The 18324-nt window shown below is 35.3% G+C and carries 18 protein-coding genes and 1 tRNA gene; 13 read left to right on the forward strand and 6 right to left on the reverse strand.

The features are described from left to right. Positions 1-83: 83 nt before the first annotated feature. Positions 84-695, reverse strand: coding sequence for a DUF6134 family protein (locus C1631_RS09645; RefSeq protein WP_123966634.1), 612 nt, complete (start codon positions 693-695; stop codon positions 84-86). 424 nt (positions 696-1119) lie between these two features. Next, positions 1120-1190 (reverse strand) — tRNA-Gln (locus tag C1631_RS09650). Positions 1191-1563: 373 nt separating this feature from the next. Here C1631_RS09650 and der point away from each other — a divergent pair. Both der and upp read left to right on the forward strand, forming a co-directional pair. Next, positions 1564-2874, forward strand: coding sequence for a ribosome biogenesis GTPase Der (gene der / locus C1631_RS09655; protein ID WP_103248925.1), 1311 nt, complete (start codon positions 1564-1566; stop codon positions 2872-2874). A gap of 154 nt (positions 2875-3028) precedes the next feature. Beyond that, positions 3029-3679 carry a uracil phosphoribosyltransferase gene (gene upp / locus C1631_RS09660; protein WP_103248924.1) on the forward strand — a complete coding sequence of 217 codons (651 nt, stop codon included), beginning with the start codon at positions 3029-3031 and terminating at the stop codon, positions 3677-3679. A 1-nt stretch (position 3680) separates the two neighbouring features. On the opposite strand, the gene C1631_RS09665 is transcribed toward upp, so the two are convergent. The 3 genes from C1631_RS09665 to C1631_RS09675 all read right to left on the reverse strand — a co-directional run bounded on the left by C1631_RS09665 (position 3681) and on the right by C1631_RS09675 (position 6723). Further along, positions 3681-4367 (reverse strand): alpha/beta fold hydrolase, encoded by a 687-nt coding sequence (locus C1631_RS09665; protein WP_103248923.1) that lies wholly within the window; start codon positions 4365-4367, stop codon positions 3681-3683. Between the two features lie 106 nt (positions 4368-4473). Further along, complete coding sequence (locus C1631_RS09670; protein ID WP_103248922.1) at positions 4474-5127, reverse strand: ComF family protein; 654 nt, start codon at positions 5125-5127, stop codon at positions 4474-4476. 117 nt (positions 5128-5244) lie between these two features. Further along, on the reverse strand, positions 5245-6723 hold the full coding sequence (locus C1631_RS09675) for a helix-turn-helix domain-containing protein (protein WP_109711889.1): 1479 nt from the start codon (positions 6721-6723) through the stop codon (positions 5245-5247). A 126-nt stretch (positions 6724-6849) separates the two neighbouring features. On the opposite strand from C1631_RS09675, the gene aceB reads away from it, so the two are divergent. The 11 genes from aceB (at position 6850) to C1631_RS09730 (ending at position 17553) form a co-directional block, all read left to right on the forward strand. Continuing rightward, positions 6850-8424, forward strand: a complete 1575-nt coding sequence (gene aceB, locus C1631_RS09680) for a malate synthase A (RefSeq protein WP_109711891.1) — start codon at positions 6850-6852, stop codon at positions 8422-8424. A gap of 98 nt (positions 8425-8522) precedes the next feature. Next, positions 8523-9803, forward strand: coding sequence for an isocitrate lyase (gene aceA, locus C1631_RS09685; protein ID WP_103248253.1), 1281 nt, complete (start codon positions 8523-8525; stop codon positions 9801-9803). Positions 9804-10184: 381 nt separating this feature from the next. Next, the gene (locus tag C1631_RS09690; protein ID WP_103248254.1) at positions 10185-11198 is read left to right on the forward strand and encodes a terpene synthase family protein; all 1014 of its coding nucleotides are present in this window, start codon (positions 10185-10187) and stop codon (positions 11196-11198) included. 169 nt (positions 11199-11367) lie between these two features. Beyond that, entirely contained in the window at positions 11368-11937 is a 570-nt protein-coding gene (locus C1631_RS09695) for an OmpH/Skp family outer membrane protein (RefSeq protein WP_103248257.1), read from the forward strand. 137 nt (positions 11938-12074) lie between these two features. Continuing rightward, positions 12075-12461, forward strand: coding sequence for an acyl-CoA thioesterase (locus C1631_RS09700; protein ID WP_103248258.1), 387 nt, complete (start codon positions 12075-12077; stop codon positions 12459-12461). 10 nt (positions 12462-12471) lie between these two features. Then, on the forward strand, positions 12472-12849 hold the full coding sequence (locus C1631_RS09705; RefSeq protein ID WP_109711893.1) for a hypothetical protein: 378 nt from the start codon (positions 12472-12474) through the stop codon (positions 12847-12849). 63 nt (positions 12850-12912) lie between these two features. Then, the gene (locus C1631_RS09710) at positions 12913-14355 is read left to right on the forward strand and encodes a serine hydrolase (protein WP_109711895.1); all 1443 of its coding nucleotides are present in this window, start codon (positions 12913-12915) and stop codon (positions 14353-14355) included. A gap of 72 nt (positions 14356-14427) precedes the next feature. Further along, positions 14428-14874 carry a 6-pyruvoyl trahydropterin synthase family protein gene (locus C1631_RS09715; RefSeq protein ID WP_103248256.1) on the forward strand — a complete coding sequence of 149 codons (447 nt, stop codon included), beginning with the start codon at positions 14428-14430 and terminating at the stop codon, positions 14872-14874. A gap of 22 nt (positions 14875-14896) precedes the next feature. Further along, positions 14897-15667 (forward strand): UDP-2,3-diacylglucosamine diphosphatase, encoded by a 771-nt coding sequence (locus C1631_RS09720; protein ID WP_109712354.1) that lies wholly within the window; start codon positions 14897-14899, stop codon positions 15665-15667. Between the two features lie 188 nt (positions 15668-15855). Beyond that, positions 15856-16848, forward strand: coding sequence for a LuxE/PaaK family acyltransferase (locus C1631_RS09725; protein ID WP_103248541.1), 993 nt, complete (start codon positions 15856-15858; stop codon positions 16846-16848). A 159-nt stretch (positions 16849-17007) separates the two neighbouring features. Further along, on the forward strand, positions 17008-17553 hold the full coding sequence (locus tag C1631_RS09730; RefSeq protein ID WP_103248535.1) for a hypothetical protein: 546 nt from the start codon (positions 17008-17010) through the stop codon (positions 17551-17553). A 47-nt stretch (positions 17554-17600) separates the two neighbouring features. On the opposite strand, the gene aqpZ is transcribed toward C1631_RS09730, so the two are convergent. Continuing rightward, positions 17601-18317, reverse strand: coding sequence for an aquaporin Z (aqpZ, locus tag C1631_RS09735; RefSeq protein WP_109712356.1), 717 nt, complete (start codon positions 18315-18317; stop codon positions 17601-17603). Positions 18318-18324 lie beyond the last annotated feature (7 nt).

The following is an 18324-nucleotide window of genomic DNA, read 5'->3' on the forward strand; positions in this document are numbered from 1 at the left end:
CGTCTTATAAAAGTAATTATTAGAAAAAATGTCACACGAATCCTTTCGTGTGACAGCAGGAGATGATGATAAATACTAATGGCTTAATTCGGCTTGGTAGTAAGAACAAATTTTAGGTTGGCAAAATCAGTATTAGCTTCAACTAAAGTACAAATTCCGCTGCTGTATGTGTATGTAGTACTATTCCCGTTTGGCAGATCGATTCTGTATTTTTTGGAATCAATTTTATGAACAGGAATCATTTTCTGGAATTTTTCCGAAAAAACAGATTTTACATTTCCGGGTTCATTAAAATACAGACTTGCTGTAGAACAGAAAATAGATTGTTTTAGAAAACCATTGGCTCCATCTTTATCCGAAAGATTGTAAAAACTCCCGTTCCAGATAGCAGTATTGTTCACTTTAAGCTTCCCGTTCATTGTCCGGTAAAGTTTTGCTTGTTGTAGAACATTTTGTTTAAAAGTAACACCCATTTTGTCGTAAATTTCAATACTATATAGGATTTTTACTTTAGCCCGCGATTCAAAAATATATTCAGTAATATCGTCTTTTAAAGAACGTTCCACGCGGATATTGCCAATCGTTTTATCATCTTTTATAATAGAATAATTCAGGTATTCTTTGGTGCCTGGTTTTGCCACATCAGGTAGAAAATAACCAGACAACATTATTGAAAAAATCAGGAGTGCTTTCATTGTATGTATTCTTTAAAATAATTAATAGCTTCTTTATAAGATTTTCTATTGATATACATTGAAGGTCAGAATGGATTTTGATAAGTGAAAAAAAACTTTTCTGCATTCATAATAGAAATATGTATTATGCAAAATTAAGTCTGGAAAAAATCTGGAATGTTCCACGGGATAAATGCGAACCTATTATGGTTTATTTATTTAATATATTGAAAACGAATGTGTTGTATGTTTGGTTGCGTTCCAATTTATAATCCTGAACCGTTTTTTAGACGCTGAATATGTAAATGCTGATTTAACAATGTTAAAATAAGGCTCAGAAGAGTACAAGATATTTTTCCTGTTCAGATTTATTTAACCTTAACTTTTGAATCTGGTTTATGAAAATTTACAAAACAAAAAAACCACCCTTAAAAAGGATGGTTTGTAGACCCACAGGGATTCGAACCCCGAATGACGGTACCAAAAACCGGAGTGTTACCGTTACACTATAGGTCTGTTTCATTTTGGTTCTGCGAAATTATAGAAATTATTTGAAATATAAAAATCAAAATTACATATTAATGAACGCTATCGTCGTGATAGAGGCTTTAGTTGTTGATATCCAAATATTTATTTTGTTGATTTTTTTTAAAAAAATTATTTTAAAGGGATGCATTGTATGTGCTTAATTACTTTCTGTTGTATATCCAAAATAAAAATCAAAAATCCCCTCTTGAAAAGTAACTTTTCGGCCTCATTGTTCCAGCTTCCTGATTTTATATCCGTTAAAGAATAAAACCTTATCTTTGCAAAAAATTGGGCTCCAAAAGTTGGAGTAACCCATTAATAACATATCCTGAGCACAGCAAAGGATTATTAAACATTTTTTATGTCAAATATTGTCGCAATCGTTGGACGTCCCAACGTAGGAAAATCCACGCTTTTTAACCGTTTATTAGAAAGAAGAGAAGCTATTGTAGATTCTACAGCTGGTGTAACCAGAGACCGTCACTACGGAAAATCTGACTGGAATGGAGTAGATTTTACGGTAATTGATACCGGAGGTTATGATGTAGGTACTGATGATATCTTCGAAGAAGAGATTCGTAAGCAGGTACAGCTGGCAGTAGATGAAGCAACTTCTATTATCTTTATGATGAATGTGGAAGAAGGGCTTACTGATACGGACTATGAGATCTACAGATTATTAAGAAGATCCAACAAACCTATTTATATTGTTATTAACAAAGTAGACTCTTCTAAAGAAGAACTTCCTGCAACAGAGTTTTATCAGTTAGGAATCGATAAATATTACACACTTTCTTCTGCAACAGGTTCGGGAACAGGCGATTTGCTGGATGATATCGTTAAAGATTTCCCCACTACAGAATATAAAGATCCCTTCGAAGGATTACCAAAAATTACCATTGCAGGTCGTCCCAACGTAGGAAAATCCACGATGACTAATGCTTTATTGGATGTGGAAAGAAATATCGTAACAGATATTGCAGGAACTACCAGAGACAGTATTCAGACGCTATATAACAAATTCGGGCATGAGTTTGTTTTGGTAGATACAGCGGGGATGAGAAGAAAATCTAAGGTAAATGAAGACCTTGAATTCTATTCTGTAATGAGATCAATCCGTTCTATCGAGTATTCTGACGTAGTCATCATCATGGTAGATGCTACACAAGGATGGGAGTCTCAGGATATGAATATTTTCGGGCTTGCACAGAAAAACAGAAAAGGAATTGTGATTCTTGTGAATAAATGGGATTTGATCGAAGATAAGCAGACCAATACCATGCGTGACTTTGAACAATCAATTAAAGATAAGATTGGTCAGTTCCATGATGTTCCTATTCTGTTCGTTTCAGCGTTAACAAAACAAAGAATCCTGAAAGCGGTAGAAGTAGCAATGGAAGTATATGACGACCGTAAGAAGAAAATTAAAACTTCAAAACTGAATGAAGTAATGCTTCCGATCTTTGAACAAACACCTCCGCCGGCTAATAAAGGAAAATATATCAAAATTAAATACTGTGTTCAGCTTCCTACGCCGTCACCACAGTTTGTATTTTTCTGTAACCTGCCACAATATGTGAAAGAACCATATAAGAGATTTACTGAAAATCAGTTGAGAAAACAATTCGGATTTACCGGAGTTCCTATCGAAGTGTATTTCAGACAAAAATAATAGACCTTTTTAATAAAATCTGGCGAGGTGATTCCCTTGCCAGATTTTTTATATATACACCTATACGTATTGATGTTAACCTGCAAATTCGTTTTTTAGTTGTAATTTTGCAGTAATTAATGTCGACTAACTGTAATTAAAATTTAAGATCTTCATGCTTACTATATTATCAGAAAATTTTTCTCTTGTAAATGAATGGATTAATGAACTTCGAAACGTTGAAGTTCAACATGACCGAATGAGATTCAGGAGAAATATGGAAAGAATCGGAGAAATCGCAGCTTTTGAAATAAGCAAAGGATTGGAACAAAGAGAGGTTGAAATTCAAACCCCTTTAGATACTATAAAAAGCAGAGAAATTGCGGTGCAGCCGGTTATTACCACTATTTTAAGAGCCGGAGTTCCATTGTTTGAGGGAATCCTTAATTATCTGGACAGAGCAGATTGTGGTTTCGTTGCTGCCTATAGAAAGCATGATGCCAATGATTATTTTTCGATAAAACAGGATTACCTGACTTGTCCAAACATTGAAGGCAGACCATTGATTGTGGCAGACCCTATGTTGGCAACCGGAGCATCTTTAATTGAAGCGATCAAAGACTTGCTGACCAACGGAAATCCTACTCAACTTCATATCGTAGCAGCCATTGCTTCAAGACAAGGTGTTGAAACGATTCAAAATGCATATCCTGATGCTCACATCTGGGTAGGGGCTATTGACGAACATTTGACCTCGAAAGGGTATATTACACCGGGTCTGGGAGATGCAGGTGATTTAAGCTACGGAGAAAAGCTTCAGCGATAATCTAAGAAAGATTCCAGAAATCTTTTATTAAGCTTACTAATAAATCAGGTCGTACTTTATCTATAGGATGTTTTGTATCCGGAAGTACGGCCAGTTTTGCATTAGGAAGACTTCGGTACACCTTTTGGCTCTCTTCAATGGTTACCATATTATCTTGATCACCCACCATAATCTGGACAGGAGTAGCAATGGTAGCAAGGTTGTTTTCCAATGGTGGATTTTTACCTAAATTAACCATTAAATCTGCGATCGCAGGAAGCAGTTGTTTCCATTTTGAACCATGTTGGGCTTCTAAAAGCTTTGCATATTGCGGAACTTTTTCAAGAATTACATCCGGATTAAGCATTTTACTTTCCTTTAAGGCTTGCTCCTCAGTCCATTCAAATTTCGTTCCCAGGGTAACGATAGAATGTACGTTTTCAGGATTTTTCATTGCATAACAAAGAGCTGCATATCCTCCCATGCTATGTCCTAAAATATGAACATCCGTTAAGCTGTTTTCTTTACAATAATCCGATACTTCCTGAGTATATTTTTCTATACTGATTCCGTCAGCAGGAAGATCAGTAGTTCCATGACCTGAAAATAAAGGAGTATGAATCGTAAAATACTGAGATAAGGCTTTCACATAAGGATTGAATAGGTCACTGTGACCGAGTGCTCCATGCAATAAAATCAAATTTAACATTGAGATGTAGTTTTCCTGAAAATTAAGAAAAAGAACTGAAAGAAGAAAGCTGTTTGAAAGCAAAGGGAGAGGTAATTTGAATTTTCAATTTTCCATTTTTCAATGTTTAAACATCCATTGCCATGACAAGTACGCTTACTTTATTATCACCCGCATTCAAAATTTCCCAGGCAATAGAAGAAACGGTGTTTCCGGTGGTGAAAACATCATCAATCAGCAAGATATGTTTCCCTGTAATGGTTTGGGTTAAAGAAAATGGGTTAATAGCTGCCAGTCTATGTCTTTTATCTTTCAGGGCTTGTGCTTTTGAATAATGATTTCTTTTAACGAGCTCGTGGTTAAATGGGATTCTATAAAACTCCGATAATTTTTCTGTAAATAGATGGAGTTGATTATATCCTCTTTCTCTTAATTTTTTGGGGTGAAGAGGAACACTTACGAAAACATCTGGTTTCTGATTTTTGAAATCCAGCCTTTCTATAGTCCATTCTGCAAGAACCTTTCCGACCTTTTCTCTGCCTTTGTATTTGAGTTCATGAATGATTTTACGGCTCAGATTTTCTTTTTCAAATTGTATTAAAGCATAGGTGTGACTAACAGGAAAGAGTAATTTACATTTTTCACTGATCGGATTATTTTCGAAATAGTCGTAGTGTGTAAAATGAATCCGGTTAAAGCATAAAGCACAAACCAGTACTTCCGGATCAATAATCCGGTTGCAATGAATGCAACGGTTAGGAAAAAATAAGTCAAGTATCATTGTGTGTTTTTAATAAAGATATGAAATAGATTTTAATTGCTGATTCAAAATCTCTCAAACCCTGTCACATTCATACTCTGCAATACTCAAAACTTATGACGTTCCCATTCTGAAAGTTTATTTCTCAAATTCCTTCTTTATTTTCTCAATAGAATTTTTCATGCTGAGATTGAAGTGTTCTTTTTCCAGTCGTACAGGTGGCGCTTGCCTTACTTCACAGTCCGCGATACTACAGGATTCACAGGTTACTCCTACATTAATGGTTTGTAAAGAAGGGGATTTGACAAAGTTAATTTTCTTAATTGTTTGTGAATTTAAAAGAATACCCAGACAATAGCTCCTGTTGCTTCCGTCAGAGAAAGGGTTTTTTTGGGATGTGGAAATGACCAGATAACTTACCCCCTGATCTTTATAATGAGAAATCTGGGCATCTGTAAGGGTTTCATTCTCTTTTAAATCATCAAGATTTTTTACCGCAATCCATCTTCGGCAGTAATGCTCATTGGTAGCGTTAGCGTGTGGTGCCTGTTGGTGATTAAGGTGTAACTCTTTTAAAATTTGGATTTTATCCGATCCTTTCTTTTTCACAAGGCATAAATAGAATAAATCTTTAATTCCCATTTCAGCCGAAAGGATATTTGTAAGCCGGTAATAAAAAGTTTCAGGAGAACGGGTGAAATTGTTGATCAACTTTCCAAAATTGTTGGGTTCCCATTGATTTTGTCGAAAAAACTCGTACGTTTCTTCGATGGCAATATCTTTGGAAATTAATAAAGCACCTGCAAAATAAGAAGCATAAAAATTATTGAGAATCTCTTCAAAACTTCCGAAATCAAGCCACGAATACGTATTAGGTCGTGTTTTTAGTTCAAGAACATTGAAGCCGATCTCTTTTGCTAAAATGAAGGTTTTCTGATCTTTTTCAAGCTTTTTATTCAGAAGCAGTAACTTTTGTTCTGGAATAAACAAAGAACGAAGGTTATCTAAAGTTCCATATGTTTCGAAATCTTCCGATTGAATCGTATAATTGAATTTCTCCAAAAGAATTTTTTCCAGAATATCAGATTTTAGATCTTTATTGATTTCCAATTGATTCTCTTCTGCAAACAGACTTACTTTTTCCTCGATTTCCGGGAAATAATTGTCATATAACTCCTGAAATGATCTTAACACGGCAAAATAAAACCTTTCTTTTCCAAGATTATAATTCTGAGAAATCTCAATCAGAGCATTAATAAAGGCGGTCACCTTTTTAGGAGCATCGCTGATAATACTGATAAGGTTATTTTTATTAATCCCGAATAATTCCAGAGGAACTTCTTTAAAGAAATCAGATTGTAAAATCTCATTAAATGGAGACAAACTTTTATCGAGTTTTGTAGATACCAGATCGTCAAAAGTGCAGTTCAGTGCTTCCGAAAGCTGAATGATCTTGTCATGTTTCGGATATTTTTTTCCGTTTTCAATCTCATTAAGGTAAGATTTTGATAATCCGGTTTTTACAGAAAGGTCTTGCAGGGACCAGTTTTTCTTTTGCCGCTGCTGTTTCAGTTTTAGCCCGAAAACCGTTTTGATAAAGTCGCTGTCTGAATTCATGAGTCAAATATAAATATTTAGATGCGATTATTCGCATAATAATTTTTAAATAAATTTAGCGAACGTTCGCTATTTGTGAAAATTTTTGTTTATGTTTGTAACACAGAATCTCAAAATCAATATGTTATGGAAACCAAGACTCAGCTAGTAATAAAGTCACAGACGCAGTTTGACGGAATTTTGACTCCGGATTTAAAAGATTTTCTGATTGAACTTCATCAGAGATTTAATCAGAAAAGGCTGGACCTTTTAGAAGAAAGAAAAAAAACTCAGCAGGAATTTGATAAAGGAGTTCTTCCGAAATTTTTACAAGAGACGGAAGATATCAGGAATGGAAATTGGATATGTGCGCCGCTGCCTGAAGACTTATTAGACAGAAGAGTTGAAATTACCGGGCCTGTTGATAGAAAAATGATTATTAATGCACTGAATTCCGGAGCTTATACATTCATGGCCGATCTGGAAGACAGCAGTTCGCCTACATGGGAAAACTGTATTCAGGGACAAATCAATCTTTCTGACGCGATCAACAGATCAATTGATTTTGTGAATGAAAATGGAAAGGCTTATAAGCTTAATGAAAAAACAGCAGTGTTACTGGTTCGTCCAAGAGGATTGCATCTTCCTGAAAAACATATTGAAATCAATGGAGAAAGAGCCTCAGGCTCGCTGGTGGATTTTGGAATTTATTTTTTTAGAAATGTAAAAAAACTTTTGGAGAGAGGAAGTGGTCCCTATTTTTACCTTCCAAAACTGGAGCATTACAAAGAAGCCCGTTGGTGGAATGATATCTTTGTTTTTGCCCAAAATTATCTGGGAATTCCGGAAGGAACTATCAAAGCAACAGTTTTAATAGAAACCATAACCGCTTCATTTCAGATTGATGAAATTTTATATGAATTAAGAGAACATAGTTCAGGGCTGAATTGTGGACGATGGGATTATATTTTCTCATACATTAAAAAATTCAGAAACCTGTCTGAATTTATTGTTCCGGACAGAGACCAGGTAACCATGACTTCACCTTTCATGAGTGCTTACTCCAAACGGGTCATTGAAGGATGCCATAAAAGAAATGTTCATGCTATCGGAGGTATGGCAGCTCAAATTCCGGTAAAGGATGATGACGAGGCCAATAGAATTGCTTTTGAAAAAGTTCGAAATGATAAAGAAAGAGAGGTGAAAAACGGACATGACGGAACGTGGGTAGCCCATCCTGCTTTGGTTTCAGTAGCAAAAGATATTTTTGATCATCATATGCCTTCCAAAAATCAAATTGACAGAAAAGTTGAATACCATATTAAAGAATCTGATCTGTTGGAGATTCCCAAAGGAGATATTACAGAAAAAGGAGTTCGTAAAAACATCAATGTAGGAATTCTATATCTTGAAAGCTGGCTGATGGGAACCGGTGCTGCCGCTATTTATAATCTTATGGAAGATGCTGCCACAGCAGAAATTTCAAGAACACAGGTATGGCAATGGCTGAAAAATGAAGCGGTATTGAGTGATGACAGAACACTGACCCGCACTATGGTGTTGCAATGGGAATCTGAAGAAATGGAAAAAATTGAGCAGTATGTGGGAGAGACACGTTTTAAAAACGGAAAATTCAATCTGGCTAAAGAACTTTTCAATGAATTGGTGTTCTCAGAAAATTTTGAAGAATTTTTAACACTTAAAGCATATCCTTTTATTTAGTTGAAAAAGGAAAGTTGATAATTGTAAAGTGACAATTATGCTGATAATATACAATTACAAGAACAATATTCACCAAAAAATAACAAAATCCAAATATTATGAAAACAAAACAAGAACAAGCACAGGCTATAGAGAAAGATTGGCTGACAAATCCTCGCTGGAACGGGGTAAAAAGGCCTTATACTGCAGAAGAAGTTTTAAAACTTCGGGGTTCGTATAAAATAGACTATACCATAGCAAAGGAAATGTCCGAAAAATTCTGGAATAAATTAAATACTCAGGATTATGTAGCAGGACTAGGGGCGTTAACAGGTAATCAGGCAGTACAGGAAGTAGATGCAGGATTAGAAGCAATATATCTTTCAGGATGGCAGGTAGCAGCGGATGCTAATCTTTCTGGAGAGATGTATCCCGACCAGTCTTTATATCCCGCGAACTCGGTACCTTCTGTTGTGAAAAAGATTAATAATGCTTTATTGAGAGCAGATCAGATACAGTCAGTAAGCGGAACGGGAGAGAAAGAATATCTTGTACCCATTATTGCTGATGCGGAGGCTGGTTTTGGAGGAAACCTGAACGCTTTCGAATTGATGAAACAAATGATTGAAGCCGGAGCTGCCGGAGTACATTTCGAAGACCAGCTTTCCTCTGCAAAGAAATGTGGACATCTGGGTGGAAAAGTATTAGTCCCTACACAGGAAGCCATTAATAAATTGATTGCAGCGCGTCTGGCTGCAGATGTATTAGGGGTGCCAAGTCTGATTATTGCAAGAACTGACGCTGATGCAGCAGACTTACTCACTTCAGATATTGATAACAGAGATAAGAAATTTGTAACAGGAGAAAGAACTTCTGAGGGATTTTATGTAGTAAAAAATGGGGTAGAACAGGGAATTGACAGAGGCTTGTCATATGCACCTTATGCAGACCTTATCTGGATGGAAACTTCAAATCCTGATTTGGAACAGGCAAGAAAATTTGCAGAAGGAATTCACGCAAAATTCCCCGGGAAGATGTTGGCATACAATTGTTCTCCTTCATTCAACTGGGCTGCAAGACTGAGCGTAGAGGAGATGTCTACTTTCCGTGAGGAATTGGCAAAAATGGGATATAAATTCCAGTTTATCACACTAGCAGGATTCCATGCGTTGAATACGGCGATGTTTGAACTGGCTCTTGCCTATAAAGAAAAAGGAATGGCAGGATATTCAGAATTACAGGAACGGGAATTTGCATTACAGCAAAAAGGATTCAGAGCTGTTAAGCATCAGTCTTTTGTAGGAACAGGATATTTTGACGAAATACAGAATATTGTTACCAATGGTTCTTCAGCTACGGTAGCGATGAAAGACTCTACGGAAACTGCACAGTTTCATTAATCATTTTCCATATTTTTTGATGTAAACCTTCTCATCCTGAGAAGGTTTTTCTGTGACAGGTTGCTCAGTAAATTTTACCTGAAAAATAAATCTCACGAGTAGTGATATTTTAAGAGCTTTTGGAGGAGCATATATAATCCTATATTGGAAAGCGTTAATTTGAGTTATTCAAAAATTATTATGTTAAATGGCTTCTGTTCAAAGGATTATATTTTTCCAGATTGCAAGGAGATTTTTTTATCAACTAAAGCAAATTAATTGGTAAATTACGTTGCGTTATTGATGGTTGTATCTTTTTGATATTGAGTAAGATCTATTATTTAATCTAATTTAAATAGTATCTGTAAAAACAAAAAGCAATACCTATTAAAGTATATCACTATGAATAATGAAAAATTCGACACGGTTCAATTCCTCCACCAAAATTTTAAATATCCGTTTCCCACCTTAAAAAATCCCAATGCTGATAAATTACAAGAGATAACAGATCATCAGTGGATTGACAAAGAATATTTGAATATTTATGACAGTAATCCGGAATTACGTACAAAATATAAAAAGACGAAAACAGCCCATATTGCAGCGTATTTTTTTCCCAGAGCAAGTGCAGAGCGATTCAGTCCTATCTGTAAATTAATGCTTTGGGCGTTTTATAATGATGATCTTTATGAACAGAGCGAGCCTGCTGATCTTGAGTATGTACGAATTCAATCCGTTGCAATATTAAATGGAGAAATAGGAGCGATAGAATCAGCAATACCATTGGGAAAAATGTTAGCTTCGTTGAGGCAGGAATTACTGCAATTTATCCCACAGGAATCTATTTTACGTCTTAGCCGGATGGTTGATACCTATTTTTCAGGATTAAAATCAGAATTACACTATAAAAAGCAAGAGCGTTTTCCAACCATCACTGAATGTATTAATCTAAGGGAAAAATCCGTCTGTCTATATCCTTTTATGCAGTTAACAGAATTAGAAACAGGTGTTATACTGCCTCCGGAGGTTTATGATCATCCGGTTATTCAGCGGCTTCAGACATTGATATGCCGTATGATTACTCATTTTAATGAAATACAATCACTAAGGAAGGATGAAGCTACCGGTTGTATTTATTATAATCTGGTGAAAGTAATTCAGAATGAATGTGAGATGACATTAAAAGAAGCCTGCCATGAAAGTCTACGAATGCATAATGAAGGTCTTAAGGAATTTGTCAGTTTACAAACTTCACTCCCGGATTTCGGGATATGGCATAATGATGTTGTCAATTGGGTTGATGATATGAGCATGATCCTTAGTGGTTGGAAAAATATTTCAGCTGATCTTGACCGTTATACAGGAACAGCATTTCCCAGTGCTGTGGAACTTCAAAAAAGACTGAGTGAAATATAATTATTTAATAAAGATAGAATATTGAGGTGCTGGTCTATGTTGTAGATAATTTCAGCTTATGTATACTATTGTTTTGGTTTTATTTTAAGCCTTAACATCCCGATAAATAATGAAAGAAAATTTATATTATATTTGGGGACGAAAATTTTTTGAAAAAAATATATACAGAATGAAATTAATTAAGGGCCTTTTTATTGCAGTTGGTTTAACATTAACAGCTAATGCTGCAAACGCTCAACAAAAGATCGGGAGTGTGAATACAGATGAAATTCTTGGAAGCTTATCTGAAGTAAAAACGATCACTACAACCGTTGATAATCTGACGAAAACAAAGCAGACTGAGATTGAAAAATTAATAAGCGAATATCAGACTAAACTAAAAGCAGCACAAGATAAAGAGAAAACATTGAGTGAGGCCAACAGAGAAGCGGTTACTAAAGAATTGATAGCTGCGCAAACAGATCTGCAAGGTTTAGGTAAAAAAATAGAAGAGGCAAGAGCTCAGGCAAGTAAGGAAATTTCTACCAAACAAAATGAATTGTTTGTTCCGTTACAACAAAAGGTAAAAGCTGCCATTTCTGCCGTTGCTAAAGAAAAAAGTTTAAACTTTGTATTTGACGTTTCATCACCGGATAGCAACAACCTTATTTACACCGATGGGACAGAAGATATAACTGCTTCTGTGAAGGCTAAATTAGGAGCAACAACTTCTGCTCCTGCTACAAAAGCTAAGAAGTAATTACAATATTATAAATATTCTAAAAGGAATCAGATTTCAGTCTGGTTCCTTTTTTCTTTAAAAATAGATTCTTTCCGGGAATAATATGAAGCCTTTTTTGTGATTAAGTTATACATTTGAGTAAACTTTTCGGAGAGATGGATTTAATATACGAGAAACAGATCAAAGTAGCAGAAGGACATATTGACCAAAACAATCATGTGAATAATGTGCAATATGTACATTGGGTAGAAGAAGTGGCAGCTGAACATTGGGATCTTTTAAAGCATAAAACCGAATATGTGAATGAGGTGTGGATGCTTTTAGATCACCATATTCAATACAAAAAACAAGTCTATCTGAATGACATCATCACTGTCAAAACATATCCCCAGGCTCCTGAAGGAGCAAAGCAACCCAGGAAAGTTGAATTTTACTGTAATGGTGAACTTGTCGTAGACTCCGGCACGCTTTGGATTTTATTTGATCCGGAAACGAAGAAGATTAAAAGACTGGAAAAAAACTGGCTGGAGAAATTGATTTAAATGATAAAGAATGAAAACCAGGTTAAGAAAAATAAGTATCAATGACACACAGTATTTGTACTTGGTTAAAGATCAGTATCATTCCGGAACAGAAACCAATACGCTAACCGTGAAAATATTCTTAAGCGGCCAAAAACGAACCCCACTTGTTATTAACTTTATGACCCGTGACCATTATATTGTGGGACAGCCTTTAAAATCCGGAGTTGAACTAATGAATACCATTACAAACGTAACGGAAAATATTAACCTTAATGAACCGAAATATATTAGGCAATTCATTGAAATAGGTCAACAAAATGGATGGACAGGAAACAATGCCATAGCAATACAAAATGGAATTGGCTATTTGACCCAGCTGGGTTTTGAAACAAATCAATTATCATAATCAGTTCAATGTAATACAATAAAAGCAACAAGTGTCTTTATAAAAAATATTACTACAATAATCATGAAACAAACTATTTTAACCATACTATTTCTAAGTTTTCCATTCTTAGGATATGCCCAGACGGAAGAACAAACAAAAGCTATTGATAACTACGTGAAAAAAGTTATTCAAATCAATGAGATTCCTGGAATGGCCGTTGGGATTGTAAAGAACAATAAAGTAATCTTTGAGCAATATTATAGAAGAGAAGATCTGGAAAATAACAAAAAGGTTGATTCCAAATCAATGTTCAGAATATATTCTACGACAAAGCTCATGTCGAATATTGGGCTTTTTCAGCTTATTGAGCAAGGGAAAATATCATTGGACGATAAAATTTCAAAATATATAGATCATGTACCGGCGAAGTGGCAAAATATTCAGGTGAAAAATCTGGTTTCCCATTCTTCAGGGCTTCCGGATTGGATTCACTTCACTGATATTTCAATGGATGCCACCAATGCAGAAGTGATTGACCGGCTATCAAAAGAGAATATGGAATTTGAAACAGGTACTGATTATAGATACAATCAGACAAATTACATGCTGATTACTATGATTATTGAAAAAGTAACAGGAGAGAAATTTGAAAACTATATCATGAAAAATCAATTTCCGGATTCCGGAAATCAGGTAGTGTTTTCATCTAATTCAATTGAGAAAATTCCTAACAGGATTGTAAAATATGTCTACAATAAGGATAAGCGTCAATATGATAAATCTACATTTGTAGAAGGGCGAAGAGCACATTCAGCAAATGGATTGGCCATTACATTGCCCGCATTTTTACAGTGGAGTATCCATCTTAGTAAGAATGATTTTCTAAAACCAGCCACGCAGGAGTTGATGTGGAAACCGTTTGAATATAAAAATAAGGATATTAAATTCACTCATGGTTGGGACATTAGAGGCGTAAATAATATATTGTCATATGGATTTTCCGGAGGGAATGTAAGTGCTTACAGAATGTATCCGGATAGTAAAACGGCTATCATCTTTATGTCGACCGGGTATAAAAATTTCCCGGTTCATTATTATATTATGGATCATATCGCAGGCTTATTGGATCAACGTTTGACAGATCCTTATTCATTGGCAGAAGAGGCCACTGCATCAGAAGCCATTATTCATCCTGATCTTAAAAAAGAAATCTATGGATATCGTACAGATAAGGATAATGTTATTTTTTCTTACCAGTTTCCTGAAAAACAAAGTGTAGAATTAATCAATACTATTTCAGCCGTAGGTTCATTCAATGACTGGAATACTGATAAGAGGGAATACCAAATGAATCTGAAAAAAAATAATACATTTGAATTGACAGTACCCAAATCACAGTTTGAAAAGGGAAAAACCTACCAGTTTAAATTTGTCATGAATAAAAATGGTTGGCTTTCCGTTCCTTATAATGCAATCAATGTCGATGGATCTCAGGATAACAATCTGACCTTAAGAATTGATTAAAAAGAGCGCTTTAATGTCTGTAATAGATACAGTCTTTTTCTATGTTCAACTGTTTTGTCATATCTTTGTATTATGATACGTATTACAAAAATTTTTACATTCGAAACGGCTCACGTACTATACAATTACGACGGGAAGTGTAAAAATATGCATGGACATTCCTATAAGCTGTTCGTAACAGTGAAAGGAAAACCGATTAATGATATAGATAGCCCTAAAAATGGGATGGTAGTAGATTTTGGAGATATCAAAAGTATTGTGAAATCTGAAATTGTAGATGTATGGGATCATGCAGTTCTTGTTAATGCTTTATCTCCACACAAAGAATTGGGAGATGATCTTGAACAGAAAGGACATAAAGTAATCTATTGCAGCTTCCAGCCGACTTGTGAAAACATGTTGTATGCTATTGCTTCAAAAGTAAAATCAAAACTTCCTGAAGGTATTTCTTTAGCCTATCTTAAACTTCATGAGACAGAAAATTCTTATGGAGAATGGTTTGCAGAAGATAATCAATAATTTATTCAACAAAACTCAAACGGTGTTAAAGACGATAATTAATTTAGAACCCGGAAAAAAAGTATACTTTGCTTCTGATCAGCATTTTGGTGCTCCTACTCCTAAAGAGAGCAGGGTGCGTGAAGAAAAGTTTATACGTTGGATGGATGAGATTAAAGAAGATGCGCAGGTTCTGTTTTTGATGGGTGATCTTTTTGATTTCTGGCATGAATGGAAACATGTTATTCCCAAAGGATATGTTCGGGTTCTTGGTAAAATTGCAGAACTGAAAGACAGAGGCATTCATATTTATTTCTTTGTAGGAAACCACGATTTGTGGATGAAAGATTATCTGGAAGAAGAGATTGGCTGTACCGTTTTTTACCAGAAACAGTATTTTGAAATGGGTGAAAAGCAGTTTTTGCTGGCTCATGGTGATGGTCTCGGCCCTGGTGATAAAGGATATAAGAGAATGAAAAAACTATTCACCAATCCGGTGGCACAGTGGTTTTTTAAGTGGTTACATCCTGATATTGCAATGAAAATTGCGTTATACCTTTCCCAGAAAAACAAGATGATTTCAGGAGAAGAAGATAAAGCATTTTTAGGGGAGGACAAGGAATTTCTGATCATCTATTCCAAAGAAAAACTGAAGACAGAAAAAATTGATTACTTCATCTATGGTCACAGACACCTTCCCATGGTACTCGATCTGGAGCAAAATTCAAAATATATTAACCTGGGTGACTGGATTTCTTATTTTACCTATGGCGTATTTGAAAAAGATTTTGAGTTGAAAGCTTTTGAAAAATAAAAAAATTACCCCTAAAAGAGGTAATTTTCGAATAAACTGAAGCTTATTCTTGTTTTTAATCCATATTCCGATTAAGTACTTGCAAGAATGTTACCAAAGTATACTTTTGGTGTTAAAAAATTATTAAATAAAAATATTTTTTCTGTTAATTGCTTTGTAGTGAAGTGATAAGAAAGGTTAAAAAAATTATGGAACCGAAAAATATATTCAACATAAAGACGGAGCAGGATTTCCTGAATGTATCATTGAAAACATTTCGTTATCAGTATGAAAATGTTGAAATATACAGAAAGTTCGTTGACTTCTTAAAAATTAATCCAGATGAGGTAGATGCTTTGGTGAAAATTCCCTTTCTTCCCATAGAAATGTTTAAAAATCATCAGATTATGGATAAGAACGTAACTGCTGATTTGTTTTTTCAGAGTTCAGGAACCACACAAATGAATCTTTCAAAACATCACATTGCCGATCCGGCCTTGTATGAAGAAAGTATTTATAAAAGTTTCGAACAATTTATCGGGAAACCTGAGGATTTTATTTTTCTCGGATTGCTTCCGAGTTATCTTGAAAAACAGAATTCATCGTTGATTTACATGGTAGATTATTTGATGAAGAAATCAGAAAAACCAGAAAACGGATATTTCCTTTATAACCACGCCGATCTTTTTCATTTGTTGAATCAATTGAAAGATCAAAAGGTCATACTTTTCGGAGTTTCTTTTGCACTCTTAGATTTTTTAGATTTCTGTCATTCTAAGGGAGGTGAAGAATCTCTGAATTTTCTTGAAAATTTAATGGTCATAGAGACCGGTGGAATGAAAGGACGTAAAGAAGAAATGACAAAAGATGAACTTTTGAAAATTCTAAAGGAGGGTCTTAAGACAGATAAAATTTATTCTGAATATTCGATGACCGAATTATTGTCACAGGCGTATTCTTTAGGTAACAATGAATACGAGTGCCCAAATTGGATGAGAATCATGGTCAGAAATGCCGAAGATCCTTTCTCATACGAAAAAGAAGGAAGAACAGGTGCTATTAATATTATAGACCTTGCCAATACCCACTCTTGCTCTTTTATTGCTACTCAGGATTTAGGTAAAATAACAGGCGATAAGTTTCAGGTCCTGGGAAGAATAGACCATTCTGATATTCGTGGTTGTAGTCTTCTGGTGAGCTAGAGACTTGTAGGTTTAAAGATTTGGGATCGGATTTTGAGAGTGATCTTAAATGTAAAGTTCAGTATTTAAAATGGAGAACTGCCGGTTGCGGGTTGGGTTCTTCTCATCTCAATTCTTTTATCTCTTTGTCTAGTATCTTAACTCTAATATCTTCATATCATGATCAAAATCGAAGAACTTGTTCACGCATATATACACACCCATTGCGACTTTGAGAAAGAACTCGTTCTGACTAATTATTTTCAGGCGGATTGGGAAGCCGATATCCTTATTATTGACGCAGAAGGAGTAAGTCACGAGATTGAAATCAAACTTTCAAAAAGTGATTTTAAAAATGATTTTAAAAAATCGTATATCAATAAAGATACAGGGGAAAAATTTCTGAAGCATAATAAAATTTCCTGTGGGGATTATGTGTGCAACACATTCAGCTTTCTGCTCCCTATGGGAATGGTTGAGGTAAGTCTTATTCCTGAACATTGTGGAATTATAGAATTTTATCACAACGCAGACACCTGGGAAACTGAATTTTATGTGATTCGCCCCCCTAAAAAGCTTCATGGGGATTCCTACTGGAAACTGAATGATAAAGATCTTTTTATCAGAAAGATGGCTTTGAATCTCCTTCAGCGCAAAATGGAGATCAGAGGAAAACAAGAAGAACTGATTTTTAAAAATCCTTTTGATATTAAAAAGACAAAATAAAAATCCTGTCGTGTGACAGGATTTTATAATGTATTGTTATTTTAAAACTAATCTGTTATTTCTGCAGTATCTCTCTGAAGTAAAAACTTGTAGATTAATCCACCTACAACTCCACCTAAGATAGGAGCTACCCAGAACAACCAAAGTTGTGACATCGCAGATCCACCGGTGAAAACAGCCTGAGAAAGAGATCTCGCCGGGTTTACCGAGGTATTCGTAATAGGAATAGAGATTAAGTGAATCAAAGTAAGAGCAAGACCAATAGCAATCCCGGCAAACTTACCGTTAGCCCATTTGTCTGTAGCCCCCATAATCACAATAAGGAAAAAAGCAGTCAACAAGAACTCTGCAAGAAATGCAGCTCCCATACTGAAGGCTTTTCCGTTGTATACAGCTTCTCCGTAAAAGTTAGTTGCAAAAGCTCCCGGTTTTGAAAAATCCACAGCTCCCGCACCGTTAAGGATCGTGTATAAACATCCTGCTGCAACGATTGCTCCCAAACACTGAGCTACAATGTAAGGAATAAGATCCTTTGCCGGGAATCTGCCGCCTGCCAGAAGCCCGAAAGAAACAGCCGGATTAAAATGTCCTCCGGAAATATGACCTACTGCGTACGCCATTGTAAGAACAGTAAGACCAAAGGCCAGGGCAACTCCTAAAAGCCCAATACCAATGTCAGGAACACCAGCAGCGAAAACAGCACTTCCGCAACCTCCGAAAACAAGCCAAAATGTGCCAAAAAATTCGGCAAAAAGTTTTTTTATCATGTTG

Origin of the sequence: Chryseobacterium phosphatilyticum (genome assembly GCF_002899825.2) — a bacterium.
Lineage (GTDB): Bacteria > Bacteroidota > Bacteroidia > Flavobacteriales > Weeksellaceae > Chryseobacterium > Chryseobacterium phosphatilyticum.